Genomic DNA, 22,993 nt, shown 5'->3' with positions numbered 1-22,993 from the left:
AGCATGAATCAATCAAAAAAACAACAAATAAGGAAAGCTATTTCTGAAAGAAAAAAAGCACTAAAAGAAAATTCATTCATAGACTTCTCCAGTAAATTGTTTATCCACCTAGAATCTCTCCTAGTTTTTCAAAATGCAAAAACTATTTTGTTATACCATTCCCTAAAAGATGAAGTTAGGACACATGCTTTTATTGAAAATGGAAGAATGAGAAACTAATAATTTTGCCGGTAGTTAATGGCGAGGACTTAATACTAAAAAAATATAATGGTTCATCTGAATTAAGAGCCGGTGCATATGGTATACAAGAACCAACTGGCGAATTATTTTCTGATTACAATAAAATAGATTTAGCAATAATCCCCGGCGTTTCATTTGATAAAGTTGGCAACAGACTTGGAAGAGGAAAAGGATATTATGATCGTCTTTTACCTAAAATTAGAGCTTTTAAAATAGGGATATGTTTTGCTTTTCAACTTTCAGAAGAAATTCCAACCGAAACACATGACACAAAAATGAATCTAGTTGTGACTGAGAATGGAATACTTAACGAAAAATGATATTCGTAATAACTTGTGCTCCGACCTGACGATTCAGGTTTTTTACAAGCAATTCTCTTCCCATCATTAATTCCTGACGTAATGCTGCAGAAGTAAGATGTACATAGAGTATCTGGTTTTTAATAAATAATCCATCTGTATAAGAAGCAATCCCTGGCCCTAAGACTTCTTTCCATGCATTAATCAGCCGTTGTTCATTAAGCGGAGATTCAAGACGTTCATCCCGCAAGAATTTACGGATAGCATCACCTATTGATACAGCATTATTCCTTTTCATTATCAAGATTCTCCTTACTACTTATATTACCATTATTAACTTCGAACATTTTATAGTCACTTCCCATCTTTTTCAAAATTTTATCCAGATGTTCACGATTAGTATCGGTAATAAATATCTGACCGAAATTATCACCAGCAACTAATTTGATGATTTGTTCCACTCGGGAAGCATCCAGCTTGTCGAAGATGTCATCCAATAAAAGTATCGGCGTATTGTCTCCTGTACGTTTTAAGAAATCGAACTGCGCCAATTTTAAAGCAACCAAATATGTTTTATTCTGTCCTTGTGAACCTTCACGTTTTATAGCGAAATCACCTAATGACATAACTAGTTCATCTTTATGAATTCCTCTTAAAGAATAGCCCATAATACGATCCTTTGCTCTAGATTCCTTTAATATATCTAATAATGGGGTTTCCTGAGCATGAGATACATAAGATAATCCAACCAATTCCTGTCCTTGAGAAATGAAAGAATAAAAAGACTGAAAAATAGGAATAAATTCTTCAATAAAAGATTTTCGTTTACTAAAAACCACTTCACCTGCAGTTGCCATCATCTCTTCCCACACCAAAAAAAGTTCTTCGTCGATAGGGAGTTCACTTTTCAGTAAAGTATTTCGTTGCTGCAATGCTTTATTATAACGAATCAAAGCATCTAAATACCCTTTGTCGTATTGCGAAATTACAAGATCAATAAATCGACGGCGTTCCTCACTTCCACCTGCAATCAAAGCAGAATCAGAAGGTGAAACCATTACAAGAGGTAAGAAACCAATATGATCAGAAAGGCGACTATATTCCTTTTTGTTTCTTTTAAATTGCTTCTTTTGATGACGTTTCTGTCCACAATATATTTCTTCTGGGGAGCCATCAGCTGATTCATAAAAACCTTGAATCATAAAAAAGTCCTCATCATGTCGTATATTTTGTGAATCAACAGGATTGCCAGCACTTTTGCAAAAAGAAAGATAGTAAACAGCATCAAGAAGATTTGTTTTACCCATACCATTTAAACCAAAAAAACAATTTAGTTTAAAAGAAAAATCCAATTCAACTTGTTCCAGGTTCTTATAATTTAGTATGGAAATATGTTTTAATACCATGTAGCTAATCTTTCTATTTATAAATGCAAAATTAGAAATAAAATTGGGATTAAAAGCAAAAACAAAATAAACCAGAAATATAAAAAAGAGAAAAGAAAAAAATATGGCAATAAATTTCATTTATAAATATAAAAAAACTACTTTTGCTCACCAAATAAGTAAAATTGTTAATAATAAAAGAATCATAATAAAATGGCAGAACAAGACAAACATGAACAGAAACTAAATGTGGGAGATGCGCTTGATAGATCTGAAGCATATTTAGTTAAAAACAAAAAGGGAATTATTGGAGGTATCGCCGCGGTTATAATTATTATTGCTGCATTCTTTGCTTACAAGTATCTTTATTTAGCTCCTAGAGAAGAAAAAGCAGAAATTGCAATTTTCAAGGGAGAAGAGTATTTTGGACAAGATGCTTATGAAATCGCTCTTAATGGTGATAGCATTGGTTACAAAGGATTTATTAAAATTGCTGATGAATTTAGTGGCACAAAAACCGCAAATCTAGCTAAAGCATATGCAGGAATCTGTTATGCTCAGTTAGGAAAATATCAAGAAGCTGAAAAATATCTTGGAGATTTTGACGGTAATGATCAAATGGTTTCTCCTGCCATCTTAGGTGCATTAGGAAACTGTTATGCCCAGCTAAATCAATTAGACAAGGCTGTTTCTACTTTACAGGATGCTGCTAAGAAGGCCGACAACAACACATTAAGTCCTATTTACTTATTGCAAGCTGGTTTAATAATGGAGCAACAAGGAAAATATGCTGATGCTCTTGAAGCATATAATACCATTAAAGATAAATATTTTAATTCTTATCAGGCTATGGATATCGATAAATATATAGAAAGAGCCACTGCATTGAAAAAATAAAATTTACTCCTTATATATAAAGTAGAGATATTGTGTCGCAGTATCTCTACTTTTTTATTTAAAACAAAATAGAAATTAAATATTATGGCAACAGCTTATCACAACTTATCTGAATACGATTTTAATTCTGTACCTAGTGCCGAAACTATGAAATTTGGAATTATTGTTTCTGAATGGAACAGTAATATCACAGGTGCTCTTCTTGACGGAGCAGTAAATACCTTAATAAAACATGGAGCAAAAAAAGAAAATATAATAGTAAAATTCGTTCCCGGAAGTTTCGAACTAACTTTTGGAGCCAATCAAATGATAAAAAATGGCACAGTTGATGCAATTATTATTTTAGGATGCGTAATTAAGGGCGATACTCCACATTTTGATTATGTTTGTATGGGAGTGACACAAGGTGTTACAGAATTAAATGCAAAGTTCAATATACCAGTTATTTACGGTCTAATCACCACTAATAATATGGAACAAGCAGAGGACCGAAGCGGTGGCAAATTGGGCAACAAAGGCGATGAATGCGCAATTTCTGCAATAAAAATGATCGATTTTATTTGGAGTTTAAAAAAATAGTTGTACCTTTGCATCGCAATCGGAAATAAAGGGCAAATACCAGAGTGGCCAAATGGGGCAGACTGTAAATCTGCTGTCTTTCGACTTCGGTGGTTCGAATCCATCTTTGCCCACAAAATTTCTAATGCGGAAGTAGCTCAGTTGATAGAGCATTAGCCTTCCAAGCTGAGGGTCGCGGGTTTGAGTCCCGTCTTCCGCTCCATCAAAAAGAGAATCTAATAGTTTAGATTCTCTTTTTTTATTTATTCCACACCAAAAAAGGTTATCTGGATTAAATACAATAATTTATGAATTGTATTATCTTTGTAACCCAAATTCAAGATAACAAACATCATGAACAAGCAACCACTCCTAGGGATGACTCTCAGCGAATTACAAGATATAACTCGTAATCTGGGAATGCCCAAATTTACTGCGAAACAAATAGCAACATGGATCTATGATAAAAGAATAGATTCTATAAACGAAATGACGAATCTTTCGTTGAAGCAACGAGAGAAGCTAAATGAAGAATATGAGATTGGTGCAAGCGCTCCTATTGAAGCAATGCGTTCTGCAGACGGTACTATAAAATACCTATTCAGAACTCCAGATAATAATTTTATTGAATCAGTATATATTCCAGATGATGATCGTGCAACGCTATGTGTATCTTCGCAGGTTGGTTGCAAAATGAATTGTAAGTTTTGCATGACTGGCAAGCAAGGTTTTACTGCAAATCTTAATGCTAACCAAATTATTAATCAAATTTATTCTATTCCAGAAAGAGAGAAGCTAACTAATATAGTGCTAATGGGAATGGGAGAGCCTCTCGATAATTTGGATGAAGTACTTAAAGCTCTAGAAGTTTTAACTTCTGATTACGGCTATAAATGGAGTTCAAAACGAATAACAGTATCTACCGTTGGTTTACGTAAAGGACTCAGGCACTTTCTGGAAAAAAGCAATTGCCATTTAGCCATTAGTATTCATTCACCACTTCCAGCTCAACGATCAGATTTGATGCCTGCAGAAAAAGCTTTTTCAATAACAGAGATGGTAGACTTGCTTCGCAATTACGATTTTAGCAAGCAACGCCGCCTTTCCTTTGAATACATTGTATTTAAAGGAGTAAACGATTCTCTTATCTATGCAAAAGAACTGGTAAAGCTTTTAAGAGGACTGGATTGCAGGATAAATCTTATTCGTTTCCATGCGATTCCTAACGTTGACCTGAATGGTGCTGATATGGATACAATGATAAAATTTCGCGACTATCTTACAGCACATGAACTTTTCACAACAATACGTGCATCACGTGGAGAAGATATATTTGCAGCTTGTGGTATGTTATCCACAGCAAAGGAACAAGAGAAAAACAGTTAAAAACTTTAATATTTCAATTTAATACTTTACCTTAGTTACCTATTTAAGTAAAAACGAATATCACAGATTAAAGAATGGAAGATAATAATAAAATACGTATTGGTATTACCCAAGGGGATATCAACGGTGTAGGATATGAAGTTATTTTAAAGACTTTTTCCGATCAGGCAATGCTTGAACTTTGTACTCCTATCATTTATGGTTCGCCTAAAGTTGCGGCATATCATCGCAAAGCATTGGACTTATCTACAAACTTTAGTATAATCAATACAGCTGCAGAAGCAGCACATAATAAACTTAGTGTTGTTAATTGCACAGACGATGAAATTAAAGTAGAGTTTACCAAACCTACCCCAGAAGCAGGTAAAGCAGCATATGAAGCTTTAGAAAAAGCTGTAGAAGAGTATAAAAATGGATTAATTGATGCAATTATTACTGCACCCATTAACAAAAACACCATTCAATCAAAAGATTTCTATTTCCCCGGGCACACAGAATACCTTGAAGATAAATTGGGCGAAGGAAATAAATCGCTAATGATCTTAATGAAGGATGATTTTCGTGTGGCATTGGTTACCGGACATATACCTGTAGCAAATATAGCGAAATCAATTACTAAGGAAAAGATCATTGAAAAAATAGAAATATTTAATCGATCTTTGAAACAAGATTTCAGAATAGACAATCCTCGAATAGCTGTACTAGCTCTTAACCCACATGCGGGAGATAATGGATTGATTGGTAAAGAAGAAGAAGAAATTATTATTCCCGCCATTAAAGAAATGTCCGAGAAAGGTATTCAGTGTTTTGGACCTTACCCAGCTGACGGATTTATGGGAGCCGGTAGTTTTACTCATTTTGACGGAATACTTGCCATGTATCATGATCAAGGATTAGCACCTTTCAAAAGTATTGCAATGGACGAAGGTGTAAATTATACAGCAGGACTTCCTGTAATAAGAACTTCTCCGGCTCACGGCACAGCTTACGACATTGCGGGACAAGGATTGGCTTCAGAAGATTCTTTCCGTCAGGCTATTTATGTTGCTATTGATGTATTCCGTAACCGTCGTTTTGATAAGGAAATACATGCTAATCCTCTTCGAAAGCAGTACTATGAGAAACGTGATGATAGCGACAAACTGAAGCTCGACACTATTGATGACGAAATTTAAAGATTAACAACAACTTATGAAATTTGCTATAATCTCTGCCGGAGAAGGTTCCCGTCTGGCACAAGAAGGGATAAAACAGCCTAAGCCTCTGGTTCCTCTTAATGGCATGGCTATGATTGATCGTCTCATAGATATTTTTATGAAGAATGATGCAACTTCCATTGCTATTATAATCAACAACGAGCACGAGCAGACAAAGAAACACCTGGCAGAACTGCAAAAAAAATATCCACTGGAGATTATTATTAAAAGTACTCCTGGATCAATGCATAGTTTTTTTGAACTGATGCCACTGCTCAAAGACGATAAATTTTGTTTAACTACTGTTGATACAATATTTAATGAAGCCGAATTTACTGCATATATAGAAAACTTCAAAGCATCTGAAGATGACGGTTTTATGGCTGTAACAGATTATATTGATGATGAAAAGCCATTATTTATTACAGCGAACGATTCACTTGATATTACCGGATATTACGATACAAAAACACCCGAATGCAATTATATTTCGGGCGGTATTTACTGCCTTACTCCGTCTTGTCTTGAAACCTTGCAACATTGTATGGATAAAGGGTTAACCAGAATGCGACAGTTTCAGCGGGCATTAGTAGAAGAAGGCAAAAAACTGAAAGCATATCCTTTTAGTAAAATTCTGGATGTAGATCATGCAGAAGATATTGCAAAAGCAGAAGCTTTTCTTAAAGAGCCTTTTCCTATTGTCGGTATAGATCGAGGAAACAAATATTCTCCAAATAAGGCTGGAAGTGATGCATTAATATTCAGTAGAGTAAAAGAGAGTCTTGAAAAACGCGGTTATAGAGTACGCACATATACAGAGAGTCATTTTATTGATCAGCCAATGTTTGCACCTGTAGTTTTTACAATGGCTCGTAGCAAGATGATGCTGGATATTCTTGATTTACTAGAGCAAGAAGATGCACTGATTATCAATTCTCCCAAAGGTATACGAAATTCCGGAAGATTAGAAATGACATCTTTATTACTCTCCGCAGATATTCCATCCCCAGTTAGCACGATTCTTTTTACTAATAAAGATATCGAAGAACAAGAAGTTCCAAGCTTTCCATTCTGGATTAAACGTGGAGATGGACATGCACTGGTTAAAGAAGATGTTAGTTTTGTACAAAACGAGCAAGAAGCCTCTGCAGTTTTATGCGATTTCAATAACAGAGGTATTAAATTGGCTGTGGCCAACGAACATCTGGAAGGAGATTTAATTAAATTATATGGTGTAGCAGAAAATAACTTCTTTTACTGGTTCTACCCCTCCCCTACGGTCAACAGTAAATTTGGCCTGGAAGCAATTAATGGAGAAGCAAAAGGCTATCCTTTCTCAGAAGAAGAATTAAAAGGTTATTGTGAGGAAGCAGCCAATAAGCTTGGACTTTCTGTTTATGGAGGAGATTGCATTGTTTCTTCAACCGGAGAAATACGAATTATTGATTTTAATGACTGGCCCAGCTTTGCACCATGCAGCAACCAAGCAGCAGAAGCTATTGCCGATCTTATAGTAAAAAAGATGCAAGATGGAAAAAGAAATTAGAAAAATGGAGCTGGAAGCTTCATTAAAATCGCTGGATACCGAAGAATTCATTGATATTCATTTTTACCGACCAATAGGATATCGTTGGGCTTTATTTTTCAAACGATTAGGAATTTCTCCAAATACCGTTACTGTAGCAAGTATATTTCTTGGAGTTGCTGCAGGAATTCTTTTTTATTTCGAAGATATTAAGATGACGCTCTGCGGAATTTTTTTATTAATATGGGCTAATTCTTATGATAGTGCAGACGGACAACTAGCTCGCCTTACCGGACAAAAATCCGAAATCGGACGTATTCTTGATGGCGTTAGCGGTGATTTTTGGTTTATTACAATTTACGCCTGCATTTGTTTACGCCTCACTCCGGAATGGGGAATATGGATTTGGTTGTTAGCTGCAATTACTGGATTCTTTCATAGCAAGCAAGCTGCGATGGCCGATTACTACCGCAATATTCATTTGTTTTTCCTAAAAGGAAAAGCCGGAAGCGAACTCGATAATTCAGCTCAACAGAAAGAATTATTTAAATCACTGTCATGGAAAAATGATTTTATCAGAAAATTATTTATATTCTTCTATAAAGATTATACAGCTTCTCAGGAAAAATTAACTCCTAAATTTCAGTTACTATTCAACAGTATAAAAGAAAAATACGGAGATAATATACCCCAAACTTTTAAAGATGAATTTAGAGCTTTAAGCAAGCCATTGATGAAATACACCAATATATTATCATTCAACACCAGAGTTATTGCTTTGTTTATCAGCCTTCTCATTAACAAACCGTGGATCTACTTTGTATTCGAAATAACGGTACTCAATATCTTACTAGTATATATGATAATGAGCCATGAATCATTCTGTGGTATGTTAAATAAAAAAACATCTTAATATCTTTTAGTGTGAATAACAACTATCGTAACATATTCTTTTTAGTTGGTATAATTGCTATCGTAATTATGTTCTCCACTTTTGACATGAAGTTTGATGAACTTTTAAGCAATTTAAAAAGAGCAGGATTATGGTTTCCGATAGTAATGTTATTATGGGTGTTTATTTACATGATAAATGCACTTTCCTGGTACATGATCATTAATGATGATGGAACAAGAAAAGTACCCTTTCTAAAAGTATATAAATATACAATTACAGGTTTTGCGCTTAATTATGCTACTCCAGTGGGATTAATGGGAGGCGAACCTTACCGAATTATGGAATTAACCCCCTACGTTGGAGTTAGTAAAGCCACATCTTCCGTAATATTATATGTAATGATGCACATCTTTGCACATTTCTGTTTCTGGTTTTCATCCATTTTTCTGTTTATTATTCTTTATCCGGTAAATATACCGACTGGAATTATGCTGATCTTCGCCACTATTTTTTGCCTTTTTTTTATTTACTTTTTTGTTAAAGGGTACAAAAATGGAATGGCAGTAAAGGCACTTTGTCTATGTAAAAGAATTCCTTTCCTTAAAAACTGGGCTATCCGCTTTGCAACAGAAAAGAAAGAAACTCTAGAACGAATTGATAGCCAGATTGCAGATTTACACAAACAACGAAAAAAGACCTTTTACACCTCTTTATGCCTGGAATTTACAACCAGAATTATCGGTAGTCTGGAAGTTTTTTTCATTCTAAAGATTCTTACTCCTGATGTTAATTTTCTGAATTGCATTCTCATTATGGCGTTTACAACGTTGTTTTCTAACTTATTTTTCTTCTTGCCCATGCAATTGGGAGCACGAGAAGGAGGAATGGCTATTGCAACCGGAGAATTAGGATTGACAGGAGCCTTCGGTATATATACAGGTTTAATAACCAGGGTACGAGAACTAATGTGGATAGGTATTGGTATGCTGCTAATGAAGGTAGGCAATAAAAACAAGATACTCTCAAATAATAATATAAATGAAACAATTCAATAATATAAAAGGAATAATTTTCGATTACGGAGGCACAATTGATACAAATGGAAAACATTGGGCCGAAGTACTATGGAGCAGATATAAAGGACTAAATATTCCTGTAAATAAAGAAGAGTTTAAAAAGGCGTACATACATGGTGAACGAACATTGGCTACTCAGCCATTAATTAAGCCATCTCATGATTTTTATGACGTTTTGCTAATTAAAGCAAAAATTCAAATTGAATATTTAATTCAGCAAGGTTTTCTATCAAGCTCAGAACAAACAGATAAGTACCCTGAAGAGATAGCTAAAGGCTGTTATAACTTTGCCAAAGAGGTGGTCAATAAGTCCCTTTTTGTAGTCAAAAGGTTATTAAATAAATATAAATTAACTCTTGTTTCGAACTTTTACGGAAACATCAATAAAGTACTGGAAAACTTTGGTTTACTTTGTAATTTTAGTAGCATAATTGAATCTGCTGTTGTTGGAGTGAGAAAGCCCGATCCGGCTATTTTTACTCTGGGTGTTCGTGAGCTTGGATTTGAAGCACATGAGGTTGTTGTAATTGGCGATTCTTTTTCAAAAGACATTATTCCCGCAAAGGCCGCAGGTTGTCGTACCATTTGGCTAAAAGGAGAAGGATGGGGTGAAGAAACAGATGATTCTGTTCCTGATGCTATTATCACAGACTTGGAACAATTATTAAATATATTATAATTTTTAAACCTAAAAATAGAAAAATATAGCCCACTAAGCTATAAAAGAATTGTAGTTATGGAAAATGTAAATGTAAAACCGGCAACGGGGAAACTAGGTGTATTGTGTGTAGGTTTAGGTGCAGTTACTTCTACTTTTATTGTAGGAACATTAATGGCTCGTAAAGGTTTAGCTAAACCTGTTGGTTCACTTTCGCAATTGGCTACTATGCGTGTAGGAAAAGGAAAAGATAAGCAATATAAGAAAATTACTGAAGTAGTTCCTTTAACTGACTTAAATGATGTAGTATTTGGCGCATGGGATATTTTTGCCGATAATGCTTATGAATCAGCTATTCATGCAGAAGTTCTAAAAGAAAAAGATATCAATCCTGTAAAGGATGAATTGGAAGCAATCAAACCAATGCCTGCCGTATTCGATCAAAATTTCGTTAAACGCTTACATGGAACACACGTTAAACCAGAAGCTTCACGTTGGGATTTAACTGAACAAGTTCGTGAAGACATCCGTAACTTTAAGGCTGCAAACAATTGCGAACGCGTTGTTGTTATCTGGGCTGCAAGTACAGAAGTTTATTTGCCATTGAGCGACGAACATATGACTCTTGCTTCTTTCGAAAAAGCAATGAAAGAAGACAATAAAGAATTAATTGCTCCAAGTATGTGTTATGCATACGCTGCTGTTGCAGAAGGATGTCCTTTCATTATGGGTGCACCTAATTTATGCGTTGACACTCCAGCTATGTGGGAACTTTCTAAGAAAACAAGTACTCCTATTGCCGGAAAAGACTTCAAAACAGGACAAACATTGATGAAAACTGTGCTTGCTCCAATGTTGAAAACTCGTATGCTTGGTCTTGACGGTTGGTTCTCTACAAACATCTTAGGAAACAGAGACGGTGAAGTTCTTGACGATCCAGATTCATTCAAGACAAAAGAAGTTAGTAAGCTTTCTGTTATCGAAACAATCCTTGACGGAGAAGAACATCCTGAACTTTACGGAAATATCTTCCACAAAGTTCGTATCAACTATTATCCACCACGCAACGACAACAAAGAAGGATGGGACAATCTTGATATTTTCGGATGGATGGGTTACCCAATGCAGATCAAAGTAGATTTCCTTTGCAGAGACTCTATTCTTGCTGCTCCACTTTTGCTTGACCTTGTATTATTCTCTGATCTTGCAAAACGTGCAGGACGTTATGGCATACAAGACTGGTTGTCATTCTACCTAAAGAGCCCAATGCACGATTTCGAGCACAAACCAGTTCACGACTTATTCCAACAATTCACAATTTTGAAAAACAATCTTCGTGAAATGGGTGGATATGAAGCTGACGAATGCGTAGACTAATATTTTACTAAGAAATAACTTAAGCGGATAGTGCTGAACAAGCACTATCCGCTTTTCTTTTTAACCTTATTTCTGCCAAAACTGCTTGTAAGCTCAAAACAAATTTGTAATTTTGTCATATAATTAAAGGAAATATGACTAGATCTGAGATTCAACAAGTAAAGCAACGATTCGGTATTATCGGTAATACGGAAACACTGAATAGAGCCATCGATATTGCTATCCAAGTGGCTCCGACCGATTTATCTGTATTAATCACAGGAGAAAGCGGTGTTGGTAAAGAAAGTTTTCCTCAAATTATACATCAGTACAGCCGTCGGAAACACGGTCAATATATAGCAGTAAACTGTGGAGCTATTCCTGAAGGAACTATTGATTCTGAGCTTTTCGGACACGAAAAAGGAGCTTTTACAGGAGCTATAGGCGAACGTAAAGGTTACTTCGGTGAAGCTGATGGCGGTACTATATTTCTTGATGAAGTGGGAGAATTACCTCTCCCAACCCAGGCACGCCTGCTACGAGTACTGGAAAGTGGCGAATTTATTAAAGTTGGCTCATCGAAAGTGCAAAAAACAGATGTACGCATTGTTGCGGCTACAAATGTAAACCTGCGCGAAGCAATTTCTTCGGGAAAATTCCGTGAGGATCTTTATTACAGACTAAACACAGTTCCAGTGCAGATTCCTCCTTTGCGCGAACGCCCTGAAGATATTGTACTTTTATTCCGCAAATTTGCTTCAGACTTTGCCGAGAAATATCGCATGCCAGCTATTCAATTATCCGAAGATGCTAAACGAGTACTGGTATCTTATTCCTGGCCTGGAAATGTGCGACAGCTAAAGAATATTACAGAACAGATATCAATTATTGAAACAAACCGCGAAATTACCCCGGCTATTCTTCATACTTATCTTCCTGAACAACCAGGAGAGAAGTTACCTATGCTTTTTGGAGGCAAACAGCAAGGCAAAACTTTTGAAAGCGAACGGGAAATTCTTTATCAGGTATTGTTCGATATGCGACAAGATGTTACAGAACTAAAGAAACTGGTACATGATATTATGACGGATAAGGCACAACCTGTTGCAACACAAACAGTAGTCAACCATGTACCTACCATCAATATTCCTTCAAACAACAATATTTCATCCGTACACTCAATTAACGTGGAAGATGATATTCAGGATACAGAGGAATATGTGGAAGAGTCTCTTTCTTTAGACGATCTTGAAAAGGAGATGATTAGAAAAGCACTGCAAAAGCATCATGGTAAACGTAAAAACGCAGCTAAAGATTTAAATATCTCCGAGCGCACACTATACAGAAAAATAAAAGAATATGGATTGGATAAATAAATTAAAACAACCGCTCGCTTTACTATCATTGCTTATATTGATGAGTTCGTGCAAGATTGGATATAAGTTTAACGGTTCGTCTATCGACTATACCAAGATAAAGACTATATCTATCGCAACCTTTCCTATAAAGTCAGATTACGTATATGCACCATTGGCTACTAAATTCAATGACGATTTAAAAGATATCTTTATCCGTCAGACTCGTTTGAGCCTTGTTCCACGTAACGGAGATTTAAACATTGAAGGAGAAATTACCGGTTACCAGCAACTAAATAAAACCGTTAAAGCCGACGGATATGCATCTGAAACAGAGCTTCGTATCACTGTCGTTGTACGTTTTGTCAATAACAAAGATCATTCGCAGGACTTAAACGACCAACAATTCACGGCTTTCCGGAATTATAACTCATCTCTGATGCTGACGGCTGTTCAGGATCAGTTGATTGCTGAGATGACAAAAGAAATAACAGAACAGATTTTTAACGCTACAGTAGCAAACTGGTAATTTCAATGAACGCTCAGAATCTGCAACAATGGATTTCTCATCCCGAAAGTCTTAATAGAGATACGCTTTACGAGCTGAGAACAATACTGGCACATTACCCGTATTTTCAATCAGCCCGATTGCTTTATCTAAAGAACTTATATTTACTCCACGATCTTTCATTTGGTCAGGAGTTACGAAAAGCAGCACTTTATGTTGCCGATCGTCGTGTTCTTTTTAACTTGATAGAAGGAGATAAATACGTTATTGAGCCAAAGAAAAAAGAAGATCCTTCTTTAATGAATGATGAGCCAAATCTGGATCGTACATTATCACTCATTGATTCATTTCTTTCATCACTGCCGGAAGAGCCGCTTCCTGTAAAAATGGAGTATGATTTATCGACTGACTATACAACTTATCTTCTTCACGAAGACAGCGATATTACTCCTGATGAATCTACCGATAAAAAAGAAGTACCAACGCCTAAATTAAGAGGTCAGGAATTAATTGACGGATTCATAGAGAAAGCAGAGAACGAGGATATAACAAAATTGCAAATTTCGGAAGAAAAAGAAGAAAAAACTACTGAGCTCATAGAAAATGTAACTGATGAAAATGAGGACGATGAGAGTTATTTTACCGAAACTTTAGCAAAAATATATGTAAAACAACAAAGATATTCCAAGGCACTTGAAATAATTAAAAAATTAAGTTTGAAATATCCGAAAAAAAATGCTTACTTTGCAGACCAAATAAGATTTTTGGAAAAATTGATTATTAACGCTAAATCAAAATAACGAAATGTATTTATTATTAATTATCCTAATTGTCATAGCAGCAATACTATTGAGCTTTATTGTTTTGATACAAAACTCAAAAGGTGGAGGCCTTTCTTCAGGCTTTTCATCATCAAATCAAATCATGGGTGTTCGTAAAACGACAGACTTCCTTGAAAAAGCTACATGGGGATTAGCTGCTGCCATCGTAGTATTAAGTATCATTACTTCTTATACTATGCCAGCTAATACAGCTGAAGGCTCTGCTATTCTTGAACAAGCACAAAAAGAAGAAAAAACAAATCCGATGAATACACCGGCTGGTTTTGCAACTCCAAAGACAGAAACAGCACCTGCTGCTGCTCCTGCACAAGCTCCGGCTGCAGGTTCTTCAGAAGCTACTCCTGCTGCCGCTCCTGCTCAACAAGCACCTGCTAAACCTGCAAAATAAAAAGATTATCTAATAAAAGATATAAGGAAGAGGTAAGCTGTATATACAGTTTTACCTCTTTTTTTATTCTATCAACCAATAGCCTTATCTCCTTTTCTAGCTAAACCGCAAAGCTACCTTTCATTTGCATAAACTTTTGCTACGTATCAATCTATATAATAGCATACAAAACTGCACTGCAGTTCTCCTGCCATAAGATAATGCAGTTGACTACACGATTACTATTAAGGCCCTATGAAAACAATCGAACCTCCTGCCATAAGATAATGCAGCTTACTATCCTTTGAATATACCAGATAGTTCGTACCCTACAGAAGAGCATTTGCTTAAACATCAGTTGATTGAGATTATTTAATATGGAATAACTGGAAACTATAAAAAACATATCCAGGTATAAAAGAATTATTGTACAAAAGAATGTAATCTTCTGTACAAAAGAAATAATTCCCTTGTACAAAAGATTGCATTCTTTTGTACAAGGGAATAAAAAAACTCCCCGAAAGAATTATAATTCATTTCGGGGAGTTTCTGTTATATCTATTAATTACGCCTCACGTCCGTGGCAGTTTTTAAACTTTTTACCGCTACCACAAGGACAAGGATCATTACGTCCTACTGTTTTCTCTACACGAATTGGCTCTTTTTTAACCTCACGTGTATCATGCTGAGCTGCAGCTTGCTGATTAGGATCAGTTAAATCAGTCTTTTCAGTACGATACTTACTGTAATCCTGTTGAATTTCCGGAGCAGCCTGCTTTACTTCTTCAGGTTCCTGGAAAGGAATCTTACCACGCATTAAAGATGAAACTGTGTTGTTATTAATCTTATTAACCATCTCGTCAAACAAGTTCACAGATTCAAGTTTATAAATCAATAACGGATCTTTTTGTTCGTAGCTTGCATTCTGTACAGAATGTTTAAGTTCATCCAGTTCACGAAGATTTTCTTTCCAGCCTTCGTCAATGTTATGAAGAAGAATAGTCTTTTCGTATGCAGTTACCGCTTCTTTACTTTCATTTTCATAAGCTGCTTTCAGATTACAAGTGATGTTATACATACGCTTGCCATCTGTAATTGGAATAAGAATGTTTTCAAAACGATTACCTTGTTCTTCGTACACCTTCTTAATAACCGGATTGGCAACATTAGCCATACGTTCTGTTCTACGTTTAAAGGTAGCCATAGCAGCATCAAAAGTACGATCTACAAGCTTTTCAATTTTTGTATTTCTTGATTCTTCTTCAGTATAAGGAATATCCATTGCAAATGTTTGGAGGATTTCCATTTTAGAATCTTCGTATTCTTTACCTTCAATAGCGTTGGCACAACGATCCCATATCATATTTACGATATCCATACCAATACGTTCGCCCATTAAAGCGTGACGACGTTTAGTGTAGATTACTGTACGTTGTTTGTTCATAACATCATCATACTCAAGCAGACGTTTACGAATACCGAAGTTATTTTCTTCAACCTTCTTCTGAGCACGTTCTATTGAATTAGAGATCATTTTGTGTTCAATCATCTCACCTTCTTTGAATCCTAATTTATCCATTACTCCGGCAATACGATCTGAAGAGAACAAACGCATCAAATCATCTTCCAAAGAAACAAAGAATACTGAAGAACCCGGGTCGCCCTGACGTCCTGAACGGCCTCTTAACTGACGGTCTACACGACGTGATTCATGACGCTCTGTACCAATGATAGCCAAACCACCGGCAGCTTTAACTTCCGGACTTAACTTGATATCGGTACCACGACCGGCCATATTTGTAGCAATAGTTACTGTACCTTTAAAACCTGCCTGAGCAACAATATCAGCTTCCTTCTGGTGAAGTTTTGCATTCAACACGTTGTGTTCAATCTTACGCATGGTAAGCATCTTACTCAACATCTCAGAAATTTCAACCGAAGTAGTACCCACCAATACCGGACGACCAGCATTTACCAAAGATTCAATCTCTTCGATTACAGCTTTATACTTTTCACGTTTTGTTTTATATACGCGGTCGTTCAAGTCTTTACGGAGAATTGGACGGTTTGTTGGAATAACAACCACATCCAGTTTATAGATATCCCAAAGTTCACCCGCTTCTGTTTCGGCAGTACCGGTCATACCAGAAAGCTTGTGATACATACGGAAGTAGTTCTGTAAAGTAATAGTAGCAAATGTTTGTGTAGCAGCTTCAACCTTAACACGTTCCTTAGCTTCAAGAGCCTGGTGAAGACCGTCTGAATATCTACGACCCTCCATGATACGCCCGGTTTGCTCGTCTACAATCTTCACTTGTCCATCAATAACCACATACTCATCATCTCTTTCAAACATAGTATATGCTTTAAGCAATTGGTTGATGGTATGAACACGTTCTGACTTAATAGCGAAGTTAGTCATCAATTCATCTTTTCTGATCTGCTTTTCTTCATCGCCCAGATTTTCATTTTCAAGTTCTGAAAGCTGAGAAGCAATATCAGGCAACACGAACAATGTCGGGTCGGGAGAATTACCTGTAAGTAAGTCAACACCTTTATCAGTAAGGTCTACACTATTCAGTTTTTCATCGATAACGAAATACAATGGTTCAACAGCTTCAGGCATACGCTTGTTATTCTGTTCCATGTAGATTTCTTCAGTTTTAAGCATTCCGGCTTTAATTCCCGGTTCACTTAAGAACTTAATCAATGCTTTATTTTTAGGCAAAGCTTTATGACTGCGGAACAAAGCAAGGAAACCTTCTTCCTGATCTTTCTTATCTTCAGATGCAATTAAACGTTTTGCATCCGACAAATATTTTGTAGCTAATATTTTCTGTACATTAACAATCTTTTCTACTTCAGGACATAATTCCTCAAAAAGCTGATCTTCACCTTTAGGAACCGGACCAGAAATAATAAGAGGAGTACGGGCATCATCGATCAATACAGAGTCAACCTCATCGACAATTGAATAGTTATGCTGACGTTGCACTAAATCTTTTGGACTAACCGCCATATTGTCACGAAGGTAGTCGAAACCAAATTCGTTGTTTGTTCCGAAAGTAATATCAGCAAGATAAGCTTTACGGCGAGCATCTGAGTTTGGTTGGTGTTTATCAATACAGTCAACGCTTAATCCGTGAAACATGTATAGAGGTCCCATCCATTCCGAGTCACGTTTTGACAAATAGTCATTTACAGTAACCACGTGTACACCATTTCCGGTCAATGCGTTAAGGAATACCGGTAAGGTAGCCACCAAAGTTTTACCTTCACCAGTTGCCATTTCGGCAATCTTACCTTTATGAAGAACCACACCACCAAAGAGCTGAACATCATAATGGACCATATTCCAAGTTATTTCAGTACCTCCGGCAATCCAGTGATTCTGGTAAATAGCCTTATCTCCTTCAATACGTACAAAATCTTTAGTAGTTGCAAGTGTGCGGTCAAAATCGGTAGCAGTGACTTCTATCGTTTCATTTTCTGAGAATCTCTTTGCAGTTTCCTTCACAATAGAGAAAGCTACAGGAAGAACCTCATCAAGAGCTACTTCATATTTATCAAGAACAGCCTTTTCAAGCTTATCAATTTGCAAGAATAAATCTTCTCTTTCTTCTAGTTCTGTTGTTTCAACAGTAGCTTTCAGCTCTTCAATCTTTACTCTTTCTTCAGTAGCTGAATCGTATATATATTTCTTTAGTTCTTCTGTTTTAGCACGAAGCGCATCATTGTCCAGTTTTGCAACATCTTCATACGCTGCTTTTATCTTATCTACCCATGGTTGGATCTCTTTCATATCCCTAGTGGATTTATTACCAAAGATAGCACTTAAAAATTCATTAAATCCCATTTTATTTTTGTTGTTAAATCATTATTAATCTTGTTTTTATGGCTGCAAAGATACATTAAAATGCTGACTTATTTAATTATAGCCAGCTGTTTTTTTATCTTAATATATTTGCAAGAGGAGCAGAAGAGCAGCCATTCGGTGCTCTGATTCTCATAGAACGAGCAATAGTAGGCGCGAAACAGTCAATATTGACCGGAGTATTTATAATTTCAGGCTTTACATTTCCTCCTAAGAAAATAAGTGGAGAAGGAACATAAGCTTTACGTACAACTTTACTTTCTGAAGGAGAATCAGAATTAACAACAGTCCATCCCGGTAAAATTTCAAGAGTTAAATCACCAGAACGATTACGATTATATGAATTTCTCATCTTTTGAAGCTCGGGAGTCCAGGCTCCTTGCAACAATCGATAAGATGAATAGACTTCTTTTACACCACTAAACTGAATCAGGAAATCAGAAGCTTTGGCAAGAACGTCGTTTAAGTTCAGCTGCTTCTTTTCAATCAGTTTGTGATTCAAATATAATTGCAAGTCATTATGCGCTTCAATATACTGTCCTTCGCCATAAACAGCCATAAGATACATGTTAAGAAGTGCAGCGCAACGATCTAAATAAAATTCACCACCAGGAATACGGTATCTTTCCAGTTCAGGGCCTTCAGCATCCACATATCCGGTAGAATTAATGCAAAACAAAACATTGTTTAGCCCTACCTTTTTATCTATAATATCCAGAAGTTCGCCAATACTTTTATCTAGTCTCACGTAGGTATCCTGCATCTCCAAAGCGCACTCTTTAGCACTTTTATGATCGTAATTACCTGCATAATAAGTTAAAGAAAGTAAGTCGGGAGTTTCGTCCTGCCCCATAGTACTGTTTGCAAGTATATCTAAAAGGAAGTTGTTGATTTCTTCATTAATAAATGGACTTGTTTTCAGTTTTCTGAACTTACTTTTCTTTGCTTCATCAAAGTTATAAGAGAATGTTTCCTGAGCAAACTGAGACGTCAGGTATTTATAATCTGCAACAGGACGAGTTGGTGTCCAAACCATTCCGCTAATACGGAAATCAATAGCTTTCCTATCGTTATATTGACTTACAAACCAGGGGAAATCATTATAATAGGTAGATCCGCACCATTTGCCTGTATCATCATTCAACCAGAAAGCACCATTACCAGCGTGCCCTGCTCCAAAGATTGCAGCTTCGCGATATGGGGCAATAGAATAAACCAGACCTTTACCCTGAGTAGCAACTTTCAGTTCATCGGCAACGGTAGAAACCATTAGCTGAGAAGCAGAGGTTGTTTCGGTAGTGTAATTACCCATAAAATTGCGGTCATCCACGCAATTCTTTATCCGTAGTGTAGAAATATCAAGCCAATCCTCTCCTGTTATTCCATTAACAGTTGGAACTGTTCCGGTATAAAGAGCAGCAACAGAAGATGCCCTGTCCGGATTTGAAAAACCAAACTCTGCATTTCTGTATACCCGTCCATCTTTCCATAAGCGCTTAAAACCTTTTTCTCCATAAAGAGAAGAAAAAGCTTCAATATAATCGGTACGAAGCTGATCAACAGTCAGGCCAACAACAAGTTTAGGTGTTGTTAGCTGAGACGGAGTCTGAGCCTGGAGTCCCGTTATAGTTAGTACGGTTATTATTGATGTGAGTAAACTTCTCATTTATTTCTTTTGTAATTCAGACATACATAGTTCAAGGAACGTATCCACAAACAGAGTGCCAAAGGTACAACAGCTAAATTAATTTTTTGGGGTAGTAAGCAGAAAAACACTATAAAAAGTGTTAAAACCGCCAAATTAGCCAATTGATAAGGATCTTTCTTCCCTTTATATGCTTTCCAAAACATAAAAGGTAAATAAAGCAAATGCAAAGGATGAAAAACAATCAGCATATAATTAGGACTTACAGTAGGGTGTTGTGAGAAACAAACAAGAAAAGCAATGATACATCCTGCCAAACCTGCCATACTAAATAAGACAATATCTATTCCCCAGTAGCTCTTTTTCTTTTTATATCCATACGCTGTAATAAGTAACACCAAAACAAATAATACCCAGGCAGTTAATAAAGGAGATGGATATGACGATTCTACAGTTTTTTTATTGGGAGAACGATGAACAATTTCTTCTGCATTAGAAACCAGCATCCGTTCTTTTCCATCATTAGCTTTTATCTTAGCTCCCGTCAAAGCCTCTTTTAAATAATAAGGAGCAAACATCTTTAGTCTATAGTCAATAATTTCATCGGCTTTGCTTCCCAAGCACAAATCTATTCCAAACTCGGCCCAGTCGTGACCGGCAGTAAATTCATGAACAATGTCTCTGAATGATAATGGAGACGTATTTTTAGTGTAAGTAACTTTACCTTTAATACATTCTTCCACACGATCTCTTGGACGCGTGGAACAGTTATCAAAAAAGAAATTATAACGGTAAACTCTATTTTCAGGCAAATAATTCTTTTGCAGAATCTGGAACAATGCATCTTTTTCTTCTGGAAGCAGATTCAATGTCTGTTGGTAAACACTAGAATTACGTTCTGAATATTCTTGCTCAAAATAAAAGTAATCGGTAACACCTAGCTGATAGTCTGTTTCTCCTTTAATATATCTCCATATAAAATGAGGAGCATGAAAATCAAACATTCCGTAATTAAAAACCACATCCATGCCAGTCTTCATATTTTGATACCGCAAAGCAGTATGACCAAAGAGAGCATAAATCTCACTTCCAGGTGAGCAGGTCAGTAAACTTATACGAACAGAATCCTCAGATGAAGCCTTTGATTGAAAAGGAAAGACACACAACAAACTAATCAGACAAAAAGCATATTTAATATACGACTGCTTACAAGCTTTTATTACTTTTTTCATCACTACTTTATGAAATTTTTCCCGGAAAATTTTTCTTCCCATAATAACCATAGCAAGAAAATTAATCCATAAAATAAATATTTAAACAAAATATCGTGTAATATCTCAAAACTTTCGGGGTAAGATTTTATAAACAATGTTATAATACTAATGCGCATTACATTAAACAATAACAGAACTAAACTACCCATTAAGAAATAAATGAATCGTTTCCACCAGATTCCTCTACTGAAAAGGATCACAAGAAAAAGGATATAAAGTTGTTTAACTCCTGTACATCCCCATATAATATTTATTGCCGGACCACGCAATCTGTCAAAAGAAAGAAGCGTACGCGACTCTATATTTTTGTCACTTGAAGAATCCACATAATTCAAAAGACTTAGAGGCTGCCTGCAAACTAAATTTACAACCCAAAAACTAGCTAAAGCGGTCTTTTCAGTCCACGGAACAAACTTCGTCGTCACATTATTATTAAAGAAAGAAATGTATCTGCAATCTTTATTCTGACAATCAACATCTCCTACTCCAATGCCACGCCACACCTTTCCTTTTATATTAGCTATAACAGACGATGAACTATTCTTTGTTAGAATCCTATTACTATATTCCTTATTTTCAATTCCTGTATGAAAAGATATTTTCCAAGAAATATGAGCTATTAAAACAATAGTAATAAAGAGAAAAACTCCACGAAACGGTTCTAATCTTCTTTTCAAATCAAACAACCGTTTATTTGGTTTCACTCTCATATTTCATATATTTTGCGTGCAAAAATACGTTTATTTCTGATTAAACGAGACGAAATCTTTTTTTTTTAGTTATTAGATACAAAATTAATACTGTTGTTCTATTTTTTTTGGCTTACTTTGCAAGCTAAAAGAAGCAAGTGAATTTAATAATAGATATAGGAAACACAGCAGCTAAAGTTGCGATATTCAACAACAATTCATTAGTAGAAGTTTTTCGCAGCTCTAATCAGTATCTCGATTGCCTGCCGGAGATTCTTTGCAGATTCCGGATAAATAAGGGGATACTGGCGTCTGTTATTGACATAACTAAAGATGTTTCTGAGCAAATAAATGCACTCCCCTTCCCTATTCTCAGGCTAAGCCCGGAAACACCTATTCCAATAGAAAATTTATATCATACACCCGAAACTTTAGGCAATGACAGATTGGCAGCAGTAATAGGTGCTAACGAAATTTATCCTAAAAAAGATATATTGGTTATAGATGCAGGAACAGCTATCACCTATGATTTTATTGATGCAAAGGAAAGATACTTAGGAGGAAACATTTCTCCGGGTAAAAAGATGAGATTTAAAGCTCTTCACGAATTCACAGGAAAATTACCTCTTATAGATGAAGAAGGAATAAGAACGCCTCTGGGCGTGAATACTGAATCGGCTATCAGAGAAGGTGTTATAAAAGGTATAGAGTTTGAAATGGAAGGATATATTAATTCCTTAAAGATAAGCTATCCCGAACTTTTGGTCTTTTTAACAGGTGGAGATGCGAATCTTTTTGAAACCAACTTAAATAAAAGCATCTTTGTAGATACTTTTTTAGTATTAAAAGGTTTGAATAGAATTTTAAATTACAATAACAGTAATATCTAGAGCAAACAATATACTAGATATAAAAAGCAAAGAATATATTGCTTAGATAAGAAAGATAGAAACAATGAACCTACAGGA

General features: G+C 35.8%; 20 protein-coding genes, 2 tRNA genes and 1 pseudogene. 17 read left to right on the top strand and 6 right to left on the bottom strand.

Annotated elements, in window-relative coordinates; all coding sequences use genetic code 11:
* Nucleotides 1–3 precede the first annotated feature (3 nt).
* A pseudogene (locus BUC21_RS08005) lies at nucleotides 4–560 on the top strand (5-formyltetrahydrofolate cyclo-ligase).
* Here BUC21_RS08005 and BUC21_RS08000 read toward each other — a convergent pair.
* Together BUC21_RS08000 and recF are read right to left on the bottom strand one after the other, a co-directional pair.
* Nucleotides 547–837 (bottom strand): DciA family protein, encoded by a 291-nt coding sequence (locus tag BUC21_RS08000; protein WP_073401037.1) that lies wholly within the window; start codon nucleotides 835–837, stop codon nucleotides 547–549. The pseudogene BUC21_RS08005 and the gene BUC21_RS08000 sit on opposite strands and share 14 nt — an antisense overlap.
* The gene (recF, locus tag BUC21_RS07995) at nucleotides 824–1,945 is read right to left on the bottom strand and encodes a DNA replication/repair protein RecF (RefSeq protein ID WP_073401203.1); all 1,122 of its coding nucleotides are present in this window, start codon (nucleotides 1,943–1,945) and stop codon (nucleotides 824–826) included. Before recF ends, BUC21_RS08000 begins: the two co-directional genes overlap by 14 nt.
* Nucleotides 1,946–2,137: 192 nt before the next feature.
* On the opposite strand from recF, the gene BUC21_RS07990 reads away from it, so the two are divergent.
* The 15 genes from BUC21_RS07990 (at nucleotide 2,138) to secG (ending at nucleotide 14,564) form a co-directional block, all read left to right on the top strand.
* The gene (locus BUC21_RS07990) at nucleotides 2,138–2,821 is read left to right on the top strand and encodes a tetratricopeptide repeat protein (RefSeq protein ID WP_073401035.1); all 684 of its coding nucleotides are present in this window, start codon (nucleotides 2,138–2,140) and stop codon (nucleotides 2,819–2,821) included.
* A gap of 84 nt (nucleotides 2,822–2,905) precedes the next feature.
* Entirely contained in the window at nucleotides 2,906–3,400 is a 495-nt protein-coding gene (gene ribH, locus BUC21_RS07985) for a 6,7-dimethyl-8-ribityllumazine synthase (RefSeq protein WP_073401033.1), read from the top strand.
* A 30-nt stretch (nucleotides 3,401–3,430) separates the two neighbouring features.
* Nucleotides 3,431–3,513, top strand: a tRNA-Tyr gene (locus BUC21_RS07980).
* A gap of 13 nt (nucleotides 3,514–3,526) precedes the next feature.
* Nucleotides 3,527–3,602 (top strand) — tRNA-Gly (locus tag BUC21_RS07975).
* A gap of 131 nt (nucleotides 3,603–3,733) precedes the next feature.
* Nucleotides 3,734–4,765, top strand: coding sequence for a dual-specificity RNA methyltransferase RlmN (gene rlmN, locus BUC21_RS07970; RefSeq protein WP_073401031.1), 1,032 nt, complete (start codon nucleotides 3,734–3,736; stop codon nucleotides 4,763–4,765).
* Between the two features lie 74 nt (nucleotides 4,766–4,839).
* On the top strand, nucleotides 4,840–5,940 hold the full coding sequence (gene pdxA, locus BUC21_RS07965; RefSeq protein WP_073401029.1) for a 4-hydroxythreonine-4-phosphate dehydrogenase PdxA: 1,101 nt from the start codon (nucleotides 4,840–4,842) through the stop codon (nucleotides 5,938–5,940).
* Between the two features lie 16 nt (nucleotides 5,941–5,956).
* Nucleotides 5,957–7,507, top strand: a complete 1,551-nt coding sequence (locus tag BUC21_RS07960; RefSeq protein ID WP_073401027.1) for a sugar phosphate nucleotidyltransferase — start codon at nucleotides 5,957–5,959, stop codon at nucleotides 7,505–7,507.
* The gene (locus BUC21_RS07955) at nucleotides 7,491–8,399 is read left to right on the top strand and encodes a CDP-alcohol phosphatidyltransferase family protein (RefSeq protein WP_073401025.1); all 909 of its coding nucleotides are present in this window, start codon (nucleotides 7,491–7,493) and stop codon (nucleotides 8,397–8,399) included. Before BUC21_RS07960 ends, BUC21_RS07955 begins: the two co-directional genes overlap by 17 nt.
* Nucleotides 8,400–8,410: 11 nt before the next feature.
* On the top strand, nucleotides 8,411–9,436 hold the full coding sequence (locus BUC21_RS07950; RefSeq protein ID WP_073401023.1) for a lysylphosphatidylglycerol synthase transmembrane domain-containing protein: 1,026 nt from the start codon (nucleotides 8,411–8,413) through the stop codon (nucleotides 9,434–9,436).
* A complete protein-coding gene (locus BUC21_RS07945) occupies nucleotides 9,420–10,136 on the top strand; it encodes an HAD family hydrolase (protein WP_073401021.1) in 717 nt (238 codons plus the stop codon). The genes BUC21_RS07950 and BUC21_RS07945 overlap by 17 nt, the downstream gene beginning before the upstream one ends.
* A 57-nt stretch (nucleotides 10,137–10,193) precedes the next feature.
* Nucleotides 10,194–11,492 carry an inositol-3-phosphate synthase gene (locus BUC21_RS07940; RefSeq protein WP_073401019.1) on the top strand — a complete coding sequence of 433 codons (1,299 nt, stop codon included), beginning with the start codon at nucleotides 10,194–10,196 and terminating at the stop codon, nucleotides 11,490–11,492.
* Nucleotides 11,493–11,626: 134 nt separating this feature from the next.
* Entirely contained in the window at nucleotides 11,627–12,847 is a 1,221-nt protein-coding gene (locus tag BUC21_RS07935; RefSeq protein WP_073401017.1) for a sigma-54 interaction domain-containing protein, read from the top strand.
* Complete coding sequence (gene lptE / locus BUC21_RS07930) at nucleotides 12,831–13,355, top strand: LPS assembly lipoprotein LptE (protein ID WP_073401015.1); 525 nt, start codon at nucleotides 12,831–12,833, stop codon at nucleotides 13,353–13,355. The genes BUC21_RS07935 and lptE overlap by 17 nt, the downstream gene beginning before the upstream one ends.
* Before the next feature lie 5 nt (nucleotides 13,356–13,360).
* Entirely contained in the window at nucleotides 13,361–14,134 is a 774-nt protein-coding gene (locus tag BUC21_RS07925) for a hypothetical protein (RefSeq protein WP_073401013.1), read from the top strand.
* Between the two features lie 4 nt (nucleotides 14,135–14,138).
* Nucleotides 14,139–14,564: a preprotein translocase subunit SecG gene (gene secG / locus BUC21_RS07920; RefSeq protein ID WP_073401011.1), complete on the top strand. Its 426-nt coding sequence runs from the start codon at nucleotides 14,139–14,141 to the stop codon at nucleotides 14,562–14,564.
* Nucleotides 14,565–15,108: 544 nt separating this feature from the next.
* Here secG and secA read toward each other — a convergent pair.
* The 4 genes from secA to BUC21_RS07900 form a co-directional block, all read right to left on the bottom strand.
* Complete coding sequence (gene secA, locus BUC21_RS07915; RefSeq protein WP_073401009.1) at nucleotides 15,109–18,399, bottom strand: preprotein translocase subunit SecA; 3,291 nt, start codon at nucleotides 18,397–18,399, stop codon at nucleotides 15,109–15,111.
* A 94-nt stretch (nucleotides 18,400–18,493) separates the two neighbouring features.
* Nucleotides 18,494–20,083 (bottom strand): alkaline phosphatase family protein, encoded by a 1,590-nt coding sequence (locus tag BUC21_RS07910; protein WP_073401007.1) that lies wholly within the window; start codon nucleotides 20,081–20,083, stop codon nucleotides 18,494–18,496.
* Nucleotides 20,080–21,294 (bottom strand): lipoprotein N-acyltransferase Lnb, encoded by a 1,215-nt coding sequence (gene lnb, locus BUC21_RS07905; RefSeq protein ID WP_073401201.1) that lies wholly within the window; start codon nucleotides 21,292–21,294, stop codon nucleotides 20,080–20,082. Before lnb ends, BUC21_RS07910 begins: the two co-directional genes overlap by 4 nt.
* 2 nt (nucleotides 21,295–21,296) lie before the next feature.
* Entirely contained in the window at nucleotides 21,297–22,013 is a 717-nt protein-coding gene (locus tag BUC21_RS07900; protein ID WP_175550499.1) for an archaeosortase/exosortase family protein, read from the bottom strand.
* A 170-nt stretch (nucleotides 22,014–22,183) separates the two neighbouring features.
* Between BUC21_RS07900 and BUC21_RS07895 the strand changes: the two genes are divergently transcribed.
* Nucleotides 22,184–22,915, top strand: a complete 732-nt coding sequence (locus BUC21_RS07895) for a type III pantothenate kinase (protein ID WP_073401003.1) — start codon at nucleotides 22,184–22,186, stop codon at nucleotides 22,913–22,915.
* The last annotated feature ends 78 nt before the right edge of the window (nucleotides 22,916–22,993 follow it).

The organism is Bacteroides luti, from assembly GCF_900128905.1.
In the GTDB taxonomy this organism is placed as follows: Bacteria; Bacteroidota; Bacteroidia; order Bacteroidales; family Bacteroidaceae; genus Bacteroides; species Bacteroides luti.
Note: the sequence above shows the minus strand (reverse complement) of the source record. Positions and strands in the feature narration are given on the sequence as shown.